This window comes from Dolichospermum lemmermannii CS-548 (assembly GCF_028330815.1).
In the GTDB taxonomy this organism is placed as follows: Bacteria; Cyanobacteriota; Cyanobacteriia; order Cyanobacteriales; family Nostocaceae; genus Dolichospermum; species Dolichospermum lemmermannii.
In genome coordinates, this window is sequence record NZ_JAQMTJ010000106.1 from 1 (window position 1) to 12,810 (window position 12,810).

Sequence of the window (12,810 nt, forward strand, 5' to 3'; positions counted from 1 at the left end):
CTAATAGTAAATACATTTCAAAAAATTAATTTTTTGAGAAATTTTTGGTGTGGGCTTTAATTCTCAATAACCAATACTTATTGACAGAACTGTTACTGTTACGTACTTTTAGACTTTTTATTTACATCGAACTCAGGTTAACTAACACTTGGATAACAGCAACTTGGGATGAATATATTCAAGTTACTGAAAATTATGCCCATCAAAAAGCCAAAGGCTATTATCACAATGGAAAAATGAGGATAGAAATGCCACCAATTGGAAATGATCATGCCAGCGACCATAGTATTATTATTTTTGCTGTTAATCTATTTGCGACTATGAAGGGAATTAAGTTTAATAGCAAAGATAATTGTACATACAGAAAAATAGGATTTCAAGAAGTCCAACCAGATGTTTCTTATTACATTGCTGAAAAAGCAAATGCTATTCCCTATGGAACTTCCATTGTTAATTTAGATATTTATCCCATACCAGATTTAGTAATTGAAGTTGCGAGTAGTTCCCTAGCTGATGATAAAGGGGAAAAACGCCTAATGTATGAAGATTTAGGTGTAGCCGAATATTGGGTACTCGATGTGCAGAATGTCCAGGTTATCCCTTTTATGATTGAAAATGGTGGCAGTAAAAGAATTAGTGAATCTCAAGTATTACCAGGGTTACAAATTTCTCTACTAAATGAAGCATTAAGAAAAACTCGACAAATGGATCATAGTCAAGTTTGTGCTTGGTTGTTAAGCTAATTTCAGCGCATCTAAGTAAAAACTACAGGTAGGGTGGGCAATGTTTACCATACACTACTGAGAATTTTTCAAAGATAATGTATAATTCCTAGATATTTTATGTTTGAATAGAGAATAAATATTTTTTTTAATTATGGCAGGACATAGTAAATGGGCAAATATTAAACGTCAGAAAGCCGTAGTAGATGCCAGAAGGGGAAGTATATTTACCCAACTATCACGGGCAATAATTGTTGCGGCAAGAAACGGTATACCAGATCCAGCAGGTAATTTTCAACTCCGCACAGCCATTGATAAAGCCAAAGCTGCGGGCATTCCTAATGATAATATTGATAGGGCAGTAGCTAAAGGTGCAGGTACTTTCAGTGATAACAACATCCTCGAAGAAATTCGCTATGAAGGTTATGGTCCTGGTGGTGTCGCAATTTTAATTGAAGCCCTCACAGATAACCGAAATCGGACTGCGGCGGATTTGCGCGTCTCTTTTAGCAAAAATGGCGGAAACTTGGGAGAAACAGGTTGTGTAAGTTGGATGTTTTCCCAAAAAGGAGTTTGTGTAGTTGAGGGTGTAATTGATGAAGAACAGCTTTTAGAAGCTTCCTTAGAAGGAAATGCCCAGTCTTATGAAATCATTGCCGAGGAAACAGTTGAAGTATTTACAGAAATAGCGAATTTAGAGAAACTTAGCCAAACATTGCCAGCAAAAGGTTTTAAAGTCACAGATATAGAATTACGTTGGCTTCCTGGTAATCAGGTAGAAGTTACAGATGTAGATCAGGCTAAATCTCTTCTTAAATTAATTGATACACTAGAAGGATTAGATGATGTTCAAAATGTGACAGCTAATTTTGACATGGCTGATGGTTTAATGGAATTAATGATGAATTAGGGCTAAACCATTAAATTTCATAAAAAAGGCTTGGCGATTTACCAAGCCCATATATACCAAGTGTTTACCATAGTTGGTTAATTTACCGGAATTAATACTGAAAATCATCTATCTATGGTATGTGTATCAATTAAAAAATCAAGCACTTTTTTAATTTCTATATCATTCTTTCTTCTGACTCCTATTCCTGCCGCAATACCTCAATAAAAAAAGGTTTAGCTTTATACTAAACCCTCATAAAAAGCAGTTATTCGACACACCAGGATTAATGTAAATCTACTTTTATTTCTCTGCATCTTCCTATGGAGTGTATTTACTTGTCTACGGTTATGATATAGCAGCTATCAGCGGTCAGCAATTAGTGGTAAAAAGATTATTTTCAGCAGTTTTACCACTGGATAGTGAAAAAAATACTATAAAATCTGGAATATCAATTTCTGTTATTGTATAAGAGTATGTATCTAATCCTTGGTAAATACACTATTTTGCATATATGTCAACAGCTAAAAACAATCATCAAACCAACTTTTTGCAATTTTTTTTAGTTCTAGATCCTTTCTCTAGGCTAATTTTTTTAGGACTTGGGTTTGCTAGTTTTGGTACGGTTGTGATCATTGTTGGGAATATTGTTAATTATCTCACACCACCTCACCTGACTCTAGCGGCTGGAGATAAAACAGGAGAAAGTTATATGATCAGTGAAGCTATTAAAAAGGTAATTGAACGCAGAACTAATATCCAAATTCAAGTAGAAGAAACTAGAGGAACAACTCAAAATATAGAAATGTTATCAACAGGAAAAGCTCAGTTAGCAATGGCTCAAGTAGATGTTGCTGCTGAGGAAATTGGTAATGTAAGTTCTCAGTTAAAAGCGAATATAAGAACAGTAACTTTATTGTATAAAGATACTTTTCAGTTAGTTGTAAAAAATCCTCAAATCAATCAATTTACACAACTTAAAGGCAAGACTATTGCTTTAGCTGCTACCGGTGGACAATACCAATCTTTTCTAACAGTAGCAAAGCATTTTGATTTGAGTGAAAAAGACTTTAAGATTACAGGTTTAGATAGTAATGGTAAGCCTATTCCTGGTTATAATGATCGGTTTGCAGATAAAGATTTTCGGGAAAATAAAGCTGATGCTGTATTTCGTGTTCGGGCTATAGGTAATAAATCTATTGCTGATCTTGTTAATAATCATCAGGGAAAATTAATATCAATTCCTCAAGCAGAAGCAATGAAAATCAAGCAACCTGCTTTTGAATCTGCGATAATTCCTCAAGGTGCATATAGAGGCCATTTTCCTGTTCCTAATACTAATTTACCTACAGTAGCAATATCAAGATTGCTATTAACAAATGATCAAGTAGATGCCAATATTATCAGAAAATTAATTCAGACAATTTATGAAAATCGTCAAGAAATAGCTAATGAAATTCCTCTAGATCATGCTGAAGTTAAACCTTTGATTTCTAGTATTAGTCCTCCTAAAGAAAATAGTGGTGTTGATATTTTCTTACATCCTGGGGCTGCGGCTTTTTATGACAAAGATAAACCATCTTTCATTCAGGAATACGCAGATTATATCGGGTTATTATTGACAATTTTTTTATTAGCATTTCAATGGATTCGTCAACTCAAATTATGGATTGAGAAGAGTAAAAAAGATGAAGCTGATGAATATATTAAATCAGCCATTAATTTAATGAAAGCAGGACAATATCAGATTGGAGATAGACAAAGAAAACTTGACAAAACCTTTGATGAAGCTGCAAAATCTTTGATTGATGAAAGAATTTCCCAAGAGTCTTTTCGGACATTTAACGAGGCTTATAAAAATACTAAAGAAGCCATAGAAAGGGATAAACAAATCGCTCAACAAGCAATTGAAAAAATCCAAAGAGAAAATGCAGCTAAATATATAAAAAGAGTGGTAAAACTATTACGATATGGACAACAAAATCAAAGTACAATAGTTCAACAAAAGTTAGATACAATTCTTGAGCAGGTAGTTAGTGATTTAGTCTTAGAAAATATTTCTCAAGAATCATTCCGGACTTTTATTGAAGCATATAAAGCCACCAGAGATTCTATCGAAAGTAAGAACCAATCATTAAATTAACTTTTGATAAGTAGGTGAACACAATAAAACCAAACTGTGTAAAGAAACGTAAAATCGCTGAAAACTTCTTTACTCTTGCCTCTTGCCTATTGCCTTGCTATAACGACAATTTTCAACGCCAACCTACTTAATACTAATCAATATCCCCGAATTCCTGGATCAATTCATAATTTATTGCAAAAATAAAAAAGAAGTCGGGGATCTGGGTATTTTTAATTTATGGTTTAAAATCAATATGGGTAAACTATAAAGTTATGTAAAATACATCCGTGACTAGATCTGAACAAATATTACCACTGTATAAGAACCCAGAACGGTTAGAAAATCGGCTGGGAGAAATTCCCCCAGAACCGGGGGTCTATTTGTTGCGGGATGGCAGCGATCGCTTAATATATATAGGTAAATCTCGTAAATTGCGTTCTCGTGTCCGTTCCTATTTCCGGGACTCCACTAACAAGACTGAACGCATTAACACAATGGTCAAGTTAGTGACAGAAATTGAATTTATTGTCACTGATACAGAAGCTGAAGCATTAGCCCTAGAAGCCAATTTAATTAAGCAGCATCAGCCCTATTTTAACGTTTTACTCAAAGATGATAAAAAGTATCCTTATCTCTGCATTACTTGGTCAGAGGAATATCCGCGCATTTTCATTACTCGCAAACGTCAATTAGGAAAAGCCAAAGATAAATATTACGGACCCTATACAGATTCCGGCTTATTACGAGAAATTGTCCATTTGTGTAAAAAGATTTTCCCTTTACGACAAAGACCACAACCTTTATTTAAAGATCGTCCCTGTTTAAATTATGATATTGGTCGTTGTCCTGGAGTTTGTCAAAAATTAGTTTCCACAGTTGAATATGCAAAAATTGTCCAAAAAGTAGCAATGGTTTTTCAAGGAAGGACTCAGGAACTAATTGATATTTTAACAGCACAAATGGAAACTGCTGCCGAAGAATTAAATTTTGAAAATGCCGCAAAAATTCGTGATCAAATTATAGCTTTAAAATCCCTCAATGCCGCCCAAAAAGTCTCCTTACCTGATGATACTGTATCACGAGATGCGATCGCTTTAGCTGCCGATGACCAACACGCCTATATTCAATTATTCCAAATTCGCGCTGGTCAATTAGTTGGCCGTTTGGCTTTTGTTGCTGAATCTCACGCTGAACCGGGAGCAATTTTACAACGAGTTTTAGAGGAACATTATCAAACAGCGGAAAGTGTGGAAATTCCTAGCGAAATTTTAGTACAACATGATTTACCAGATAGTGAGATCTTATCTGATATTTTGACAGAACGCAAAGGCAGAAAAGTCACAATTTCCAACCCTTTGCGACAAAGTAAAGCAGAATTAATAGACATGGTGGAAAAAAATGCCCAATATGAATTACAGAGAATGCAAAAATTGGGAGATAGTAATCTGCAAGCAACCCAAGATTTAGCTGCTATTCTCGACTTACCAGATTTACCCAAACGCATTGAAGGTTATGATATTTCTCATATTCAAGGAACTAATGCGGTAGGTTCGCAAGTAGTTTTTATTGATGGTTTACCAGCTAAACAACATTACCGACATTATAAAATTAAAAATCCTGATATTAAAATTGGTCATTCCGATGATTTTGCCAGTTTAGCGGAAGTTATTAATAGACGGTTTCGTAAATATATTGAAGATCCGAAATTAGCAAGGTTGGGTAATGCTGACTGGCCTGATTTAATGATGATTGATGGTGGTAAAGGTCAATTATCTGCTGTTGTGGGTATTTTACAGGAAATGAATCTATTCGCAGATTTGCGGGTTGTCAGTTTAGCAAAAAAGCGAGAGGAAATCTTTTTACCCCACTCATCAAAACCTTTAGAAACAGACTCAGAACAGCCAGGAGTCCAGTTATTAAGAAGATTACGAGATGAAGCCCATAAATTTGCTGTGAGTTTTCATCGGCAGCAAAGAAGTGATAAACTCAAGCGATCGCATTTAGATGAAATTCCTGGTTTAGGACAACATCGGCAAAAGTTGCTATTAGCTCATTTTCGCTCAGTTGATTATATTCGTCAAGCCACTCCTACACAATTAACTGAAGTTCCCGGAATTGGTTCACGGTTAGCGCAAGATATTTATGATTATTTCCATCCTGTTTAAATATATTTTTTAAGAGATACGAACCACAGAGGCACAGAGGACACAGAGGGAAGAGATTTTTTACTCAGTTGTCTTGACTCCTGATTCATTCTGTATTATTAATCAACGTTGTAAATACCATAGTGTTACCAGATGAAAATTAGCTTGTGCATGATTGTTAAAAATGAAGAAACTACCTTGCCAAAGTGCTTAGGAAGTGTTAAAAATTTTGTTGATGAAATTGTAGTTCTGGATACGGGTTCAACTGATAAAACAACTCAAATCGCTCAACAATTTGGGGCTAAAGTTCATTATTTTACATGGAATAATAATTTTAGTGATGCAAGAAATGAGGCTTTAAAATATGTCACAGGTGACTGGATTTTAGTTTTAGATGCTGATGAAACTTTAACACCAGAAATTATTCCTTTTTTGGAAGTGGTTATTAATAAAGAAGAATATCTAGTTATTAATCTGGTGCGTCAAGAAGTTGGTTCAACACAATCACCTTATTCTCTGGTTTCTCGATTATTTCGTCATCATCCAGATATCTATTTTGATCGCCCTTATCATGCTTTGATTGATGATAGTGTCATGGCAATTTTAGCCAAAGAAGCAAATTGGGAAATAGGTTATTTACCAGGGGTAGCAATTCTCCATACTGGTTATCAAAAAGCTGTGATTAATGAGCAGAATAAATCTGCTAAAGCCGCAGCCGCAATGGCAGAGTTTTTTGCAAATCATCCTGATGATGCTTATGTTTGTAGTAAGTTGGGGGCTTTGTATATGCAAATGGGGAAGATTAATGAAGGTATGGAGTTATTGAATCATGGATTAAATCAAATTATTGGTAATCAGGTTAATGAAGATAAAAAACCATTAAGTAAATTCAAATATTCGCAGTCACAAAAAGTTGAAGTTGCTTTTGATGAAGATATAAATTATGATATTTTGTATGAATTGCATTACCATTTAGGAATTGCTTATACAAATTTAAAAAATTTGCCCTCAGCCATTTCTCATTATCAAGCTGCGGTAAAATTGCCTATTTATCCGCTTTTAAAATTAGGAGGATATAATAATTTAGGGAATTTATTCAAAAATATGGGGAATTTTTCAGAAGCAAAAATTGCTTATGAAACAGCCATAAAAATTGATCCTAATTTTGTAACTGGTTATTATAATTTAGGGATGGTATGTAAAGCCATGGGATTATTTGCTGAAGCTATTGATGCCTATAATAACGCCATTAATTTGAATCCTGATTATGCAGAAGCTTATCAAAATTTAGGGGTTGTACTGTTGAAAATTGGCGATGTTCAAGGTAGTTTAGAAGCTTTTGAATATGCCATTTCTCTCCATGAATTAAACAACCCTGAAGAAGCACAAAGACTTCATCAGGGTTTAAAGGAAATGGGTTTATTTTGATTTTAGGTTACTTTTTTAACAAATAGAACTTGATCATTTCTTGCATAGATTCTATACTCTGCAATATTTCGGTTGACTAAACTCACAAAACTCCAGACTACGAACAGACCTATACCCCATAGCAATAGCAATATTCTAGAACTAGATATTTTCCCTTTTTTTTCTCTAATGACACTCCACTTGCCTCTAAATTGTTCGCTCGACTCTTGATTCAGTTTGTCCATATTGTCAATAGTTTGTACAGTCATATTTTTCTCTTAAAAGCTGAGATGATTGATTGACAGTTCTCTTCAAAATTCTTAGAATTTATAGCGTAAGAGTACATCTTAATATAGACTGGCTGGCTGATCCAGCCAGTTTGGCTTCCTCTTAGTTACGTAAGATTGCAATAAGCCCGTTCGGGTAATGTCGCATCAATCACAAAAGGGTTTTCATTCCCTTGTAGTGCAGCAATAGAATTGCTTCTGGCTATCTCTGTGCTTGAAGGTGGGTCTAGTTTATTCCAATTACATAAAGTTTGCTTTTGTTCAGCAAAGTAACTGTCATCAGCTTGAGATTTGTGAATTGTATAAAAGTAGAATACTGCTCTGGCAAGATCTCCCTTTACCGATTCTCTTGGCTCGAACAAACTATTGGTAGATTCACTAAATTCATTGATACTTGCAGTAGGCTTATTTGTTTGAGAAATATCTCCTTTCAACCATTTCTTAGTTTTATCGTCGGGTATCTCTGCAAAAACTTTGTTGCCTCGCTCACCATTGATTTTAGCATCTGAAGGGAACAAATGGTGTAAATCACTCCTTTGAGGCTCTTGCCCTGCCCCCTTACTTTGTGGCCAGGAGTGCTCGGTGTTAAAACCTTGACTTCCGGCTGCTTGACTGGGGTCATTCCCATCGTCTAAGGTGATGACTCGCCCACCATAAATATCGATTACTTTGCCATTTTGATTGTCAATATCACCAAACATCTTATCTCTAGCGGCTCCATAACCAATAGTTCGAGTGGGCGAATAACTTTGACGAATCTCCTCCTGCAAACTCAGACCTTTCAAAGATGGAAATATATTGCTCGATGTTCCACTTGGGATGACAATGGGGTTTGCTCCAGGATTTTGACCAGATGTAAGATTAATTGTGGCAACTAATGGGTCGTGGTCACTAGCTCTGCTGTTTCTCGGTTGATTCGCATTAACGTGAGCAATACGGATCCTCGGATTAGTTTGAGCGAGTTGTTGATTGACTAAAATGTAGTCAATCAATTGTTTCCGTCCCTGAAAGATATATGAATAAGCATCATCAGGCGGCAACAATTTAACTGGTAGGTTAACCAATGTTCTATCAGTCAAAGTTCTTAGCGTCGTTGAATTTGGTCCATCGTTTAAGTCCCCCACCACAACAATGTTACTTTGGCTGTCCTTTGCTAGGATTTGGCTGACAAAATCTTCGACAATCTGGGCTTGTTGAATCCGCTGAGATTCTTTGTTATTGTTATTACTTTTCGATACGAAGTGATTCGCAATGATAAAGACTTTCTTATTACCAACGACGAACTCTCCTGCTAATGGTTTGCGGCTATTCTCGAATGCTGGGCTGTTGGGTTGAATCCGACTGGGATTACGTGACAATGAGACTGACCCGTTTTTTAAAATTACTTCAACCGCATCTTGAGATCCTCCGCTTTGTCCCTGAGCGAGGCTGACTTTTGCCGGATTATAAATATAACCAACCCGAATGTTACCTCCAGGCTCACCACCGTCTAAATCATCTACAGGTGAGATATCAGAGAATTGATAGACTGGGCCACCCTCAGTTTTAATGGCTGTGGTTAGGGTTTTGTAAGTGAGGTTGGCGGTTGTTACGGTGTCATCGATCTTCCCATTATCGTCCTGGACTTCTATCAGGGCTAAAATATCAGGAGCATTAAGGTCATTGACAATAATTTTGGCGATTTGCTTGAACCGCAGATTATCTGAGGGGTCGAGATTTTCCACATTAAATGAACCGATTGTTAATCGTTCAACCGCAGCCTGTGCCTCGACAGGCAGAACGTTTAGGTTGAAGGTTATGAGAAACATCACTAAAAAACTTATCAGTAGAGATTGGATTTCACGCATCATTTCTGCTCTGGTATAGTTATTCAAGCAATTTCAGCTATTCTGAGGGAGAGTTTTTTACTCTTCTCTATCCTTTCCCTAAAAAATCTATCCTTTCCCTAAAAAATCTATCCTTTCCCTAAAAAATCTATCCTTTCCTTATAAAATTTATCCTTTCCTTATAAAATCTATTCTTTCCTTATAAAATCTATCCTTTGCTTATATTTAGTATTTATTTGACAAAGATTAACTGATACTTAAAACTCAAAACTCAAAAGTTTTGAGTCTTGAGTTTCGGGGTTTTCAACTTGCTTGTTTGTAATTCGCAATTACGAATGATGCTCACGCGTATTCATCTCATCACCTCCCTATCGGGTAGGTGAGGGGCTTCTACTGTTTAAGCTAAATTCGAGAACGCACGAATTTCTCTAATCTATCCATTCCCTTTTCAATTGTGGTCATATCCGTAGCGTAGGAAAGACGAATATTTTTATCAGCGCCGAAAGCAACACCGGGAATAACTGCAACTTGATGTTCTGCTAATAAAGCATCACAAAATTCCAGGGATTTCAAGCCGGTTTTGCTGATATCAGGGAAGAGGTAAAATGCACCGTCTGGTTTAGCGGTACTCAAACCAGGAATAGCGTTGAGTCTTTCAAACATTACCTGACGACGTTTAGCGAAAGCTTGACGCATTTCCTCTACACAGTCTTGGGAACTTTCTAAAGCTGCGATCGCTCCATATTGAGCAAAAGTACACACATTTGATGTACTATGTCCCTGAATGGTACTAGCGGCTTTGATAATTTCCACAGGTCCAGCTAAATAACCCAAGCGCCAACCGGTCATTGAGTAACCTTTAGCGAAACCGCTACTAATTAAGGTGCGAGAAAAAATTTCCTCACCTAAAGAACCAATGCTGATATGTTCTGCACCATCATAGAGAATCTTCTCGTAAATCTCGTCAGACACAACATAGATATCTGCATCAACTATTACCTGCGCCAAGGCTTTAATTTCCCCTGGCGTGTATACCATCCCTGTGGGGTTAGAAGGGGAGTTAAGAACAAATAACTTGGTTTTTGGGGTAATAGCTTTTTTTAGCTGTTCTGGGGTGATTTTGTAGCCAGTGGAAGCATCTGTTTCCACAATCACAGACTTACCACCAACTAATGTCACCATTTCGGGATAACTTAACCAGTAGGGAGAGGGAATAATTACCTCATCACCTGGGTCAACCAGTGCCACAATCAAATTATACAGAGAATGCTTACCGCCATTGGTGACAAGGACATTCTCTGCCTTATAATTAAGACCATTATCATTTTTTAGCTTGTGGGCGATCGCTTCCCGTAATTTTGGTTCACCAGCGGCGGGACCATACTTGGTTTTACCTTCATCCAAAGCCTTTGCGGCTGCGGCTTTGATATGCGCTGGCGTGTCAAAATCCGGTTCACCTGCGCTAAAACTACAAACATCTATCCCCTCGGCTTTCATGGCCTTAGCTTTCGCTGCAATGGCTAAGGTGATGGAGGGAGTTACCTGACTTACTCTTGCTGCCAGCTTCATTCTACTTTAATTTCGCCAATATCCTATCTATCTAAGGATATCCCAGAATCCTATCCGATATTTGCCCTTTCTAAATTCTTTTCTCTCCCAGGTATGGACAATTTAATTTACTTCCAGACTTGACAAGGCGAAAAATTTGGTTTACACTTATGTTAAGAGTAGAAATCTGTTCGCGCATATATAGTAATTTTTGAGATTGTCAGAATCAGGATTTCCAGGATTAAAGGATGTACAGGATGGTAATTTTTAGATGGTTTGTTGGTGATGAAAGTTGTATTTGTCTGATAGCGAAGCGTGGCGTAGCCATATCAGGATAACCAGGATTAAAGGATTAACAGGATATTATTTTGAAATGTTTGATTTACAATATGATCTTTTAAATTTCTAAGTTATTAAAGAATATTTATTGAATATGTAATCATCAATATTAAAATTGAGAACATGAGAGTTAAACCTTCAAATACCCACCAAAAATCATCCAATAACATCCTGAAAATCCTCAAATCCTGGAAATCCTGATTCTGACAAATAAAAATCCCCAACTTCCAAAAAACAATCATCCAATAACATCCTGTAAATCCTCAAATCCTGGAAATCCTGATTCTGACAAATAAATTAAATCATAAATAACTATGTCAGCAAGAGATTTATTTCATCAAGCAGTTAGAACAGCACTAGAAAAAGAACAATGGTTAATTACCGATGATCCATTGGAGGTAGAATTAGAAGATACAACCTTGAAAATTGATTTAGGTGCAGAAAGATTAATTGCAGCGGAAAAAGGAGAAGAAAAGATTGCTGTAGAAATTAAAAGTTTTGCTAGTAACTCAGCAGTAAGTGAATTTCATACAGCATTAGGACAATTTCTCAATTATCAAATAATGTTAGAAGAAACAGAATCACAACGAGTATTATATTTAGCAGTTCCCGAAGAAACTTATAAATCCTTCTTTCAAACTCGACTTGCTAAAATTGCAGTAGCAAGACATCAACTTAAAATAATAGTATATAATCCCATCATGGAGGTAATTGTCAAATGGCAAATTTAGAAAATTATCGTCAATATATTCAAACCATACTCCAGGAACACAGTCAGTTTAAACCTAAATATGACGAAATAGATAATGAATTGATCTTTGATACCATTCATGATCATTATCAATTATTCCGTGTCGGTTGGAATGGTTTAACCCGGATTTATCATAGTGTGATTCATTTTGATATCAAAGATAACAAAATCTGGATTCAGCAAAATACGACAGAAACAGATTTAGCTGAACAACTTGTGAATATGGGAGTACCAAAAGAGGACATTGTTTTTGGTTTACAACCACCCTATAAGCGTCCTTATACTGGTTATGGTGTGGCTTAATTTTTGCTGGTTTTATCCTGTAAATCCTAAAATACTGTACTTCGACTTCGCTCAGTAACCAGATATCCTGATTCAGACAATTAAATAAACCTACTTGTCTATCTCAGATTTTAACCATGTTTCCAAATCATTAATATCCGTAAAATCTAATAATGCTTCTCCTAGCTTTTCCAGTTGTTCTATATTCAAACTGTTGATATTTTCGATGTAAATATCTTTCAATTTTCCAAATCTTTTTGATAATTGACGTATTAATAAAATCATCTCACCATTCTGCCTACCTTCTTCTCTACCTTCCTGTCTACCTTCCTGCTTTGCTTCTTGATATACTCTTGTTTGCTTAATATCACTCACTAAAAACATTGCTTCTATCTCCTGACGGCTTAATTGTGAAAATTTGGACAATAAAACAGTCTCCAACAATTCTATAATACCTTGTTTTTCTCTGTCATTCTCAACTTCTGTCTTA

11 protein-coding genes are annotated in these 12,810 nt (G+C 36.0%); 7 read left to right on the top strand and 4 right to left on the bottom strand.

Features of this window, described 5'->3' with window-relative positions; all coding sequences use genetic code 11:
* Window positions 1-47: 47 nt before the first annotated feature.
* Both PN450_RS07400 and PN450_RS07405 read left to right on the top strand, forming a co-directional pair.
* A complete protein-coding gene (locus PN450_RS07400) occupies window positions 48-743 on the top strand; it encodes a Uma2 family endonuclease (protein WP_271835877.1) in 696 nt (231 codons plus the stop codon).
* Between the two features lie 133 nt (window positions 744-876).
* On the top strand, window positions 877-1,632 hold the full coding sequence (locus PN450_RS07405) for a YebC/PmpR family DNA-binding transcriptional regulator (protein WP_271835868.1): 756 nt from the start codon (window positions 877-879) through the stop codon (window positions 1,630-1,632).
* Here the strand turns inward: PN450_RS07405 and PN450_RS07410 are convergent.
* A complete protein-coding gene (locus tag PN450_RS07410; RefSeq protein WP_271835869.1) occupies window positions 1,618-1,740 on the bottom strand; it encodes a hypothetical protein in 123 nt (40 codons plus the stop codon). The genes PN450_RS07405 and PN450_RS07410 overlap by 15 nt on opposite strands.
* A 385-nt stretch (window positions 1,741-2,125) precedes the next feature.
* On the opposite strand from PN450_RS07410, the gene PN450_RS07415 reads away from it, so the two are divergent.
* From PN450_RS07415 to PN450_RS07425, 3 genes are all read left to right on the top strand, one after another.
* Window positions 2,126-3,754: a TAXI family TRAP transporter solute-binding subunit gene (locus PN450_RS07415; protein ID WP_271835870.1), complete on the top strand. Its 1,629-nt coding sequence runs from the start codon at window positions 2,126-2,128 to the stop codon at window positions 3,752-3,754.
* 269 nt (window positions 3,755-4,023) lie between these two features.
* Complete coding sequence (gene uvrC, locus PN450_RS07420; RefSeq protein WP_271835871.1) at window positions 4,024-5,901, top strand: excinuclease ABC subunit UvrC; 1,878 nt, start codon at window positions 4,024-4,026, stop codon at window positions 5,899-5,901.
* A 132-nt stretch (window positions 5,902-6,033) separates the two neighbouring features.
* Entirely contained in the window at window positions 6,034-7,308 is a 1,275-nt protein-coding gene (locus tag PN450_RS07425; RefSeq protein WP_271835872.1) for a tetratricopeptide repeat protein, read from the top strand.
* Window positions 7,309-7,681: 373 nt separating this feature from the next.
* Here PN450_RS07425 and PN450_RS07430 read toward each other — a convergent pair whose 3' ends face one another.
* Entirely contained in the window at window positions 7,682-9,424 is a 1,743-nt protein-coding gene (locus PN450_RS07430) for an endonuclease (RefSeq protein WP_271835874.1), read from the bottom strand.
* Between the two features lie 378 nt (window positions 9,425-9,802).
* Window positions 9,803-10,969, bottom strand: coding sequence for a pyridoxal phosphate-dependent aminotransferase (locus PN450_RS07435; protein WP_271835875.1), 1,167 nt, complete (start codon window positions 10,967-10,969; stop codon window positions 9,803-9,805).
* Between the two features lie 632 nt (window positions 10,970-11,601).
* On the opposite strand from PN450_RS07435, the gene PN450_RS07440 reads away from it, so the two are divergent.
* Together PN450_RS07440 and PN450_RS07445 are read left to right on the top strand one after the other, a co-directional pair.
* Window positions 11,602-12,018, top strand: a complete 417-nt coding sequence (locus PN450_RS07440) for a XisH family protein (protein WP_148760609.1) — start codon at window positions 11,602-11,604, stop codon at window positions 12,016-12,018.
* A complete protein-coding gene (locus PN450_RS07445; protein WP_148760607.1) occupies window positions 12,006-12,341 on the top strand; it encodes a XisI protein in 336 nt (111 codons plus the stop codon). The genes PN450_RS07440 and PN450_RS07445 overlap by 13 nt, the downstream gene beginning before the upstream one ends.
* A 90-nt stretch (window positions 12,342-12,431) precedes the next feature.
* Here the strand turns inward: PN450_RS07445 and PN450_RS07450 are convergent.
* On the bottom strand, window positions 12,432-12,810 hold a 379-nt coding region (locus PN450_RS07450; protein ID WP_271835876.1), incomplete at its 5' end, for a DUF4351 domain-containing protein.

Bases quoted from the DNA above. Each gene is read 5' to 3' on its own strand.
- PN450_RS07435 (WP_271835875.1), bottom strand. From the start codon at position 10,969: ATGAAGCTGGCAGCAAGAGTAAGTCAGGTAACTCCCTCCATCACCTTA.
- PN450_RS07445 (WP_148760607.1), top strand. From the start codon at position 12,006: ATGGCAAATTTAGAAAATTATCGTCAATATATTCAAACCATACTCCAG.
- PN450_RS07405 (WP_271835868.1), top strand. From the start codon at position 877: ATGGCAGGACATAGTAAATGGGCAAATATTAAACGTCAGAAAGCCGTA.
- PN450_RS07425 (WP_271835872.1), top strand. From the start codon at position 6,034: ATGAAAATTAGCTTGTGCATGATTGTTAAAAATGAAGAAACTACCTTG.
- PN450_RS07430 (WP_271835874.1), bottom strand. From the start codon at position 9,424: ATGATGCGTGAAATCCAATCTCTACTGATAAGTTTTTTAGTGATGTTT.
- PN450_RS07410 (WP_271835869.1), bottom strand. From the start codon at position 1,740: ATGATTTTCAGTATTAATTCCGGTAAATTAACCAACTATGGTAAACAC.
- PN450_RS07440 (WP_148760609.1), top strand. From the start codon at position 11,602: ATGTCAGCAAGAGATTTATTTCATCAAGCAGTTAGAACAGCACTAGAA.
- PN450_RS07415 (WP_271835870.1), top strand. From the start codon at position 2,126: ATGTCAACAGCTAAAAACAATCATCAAACCAACTTTTTGCAATTTTTT.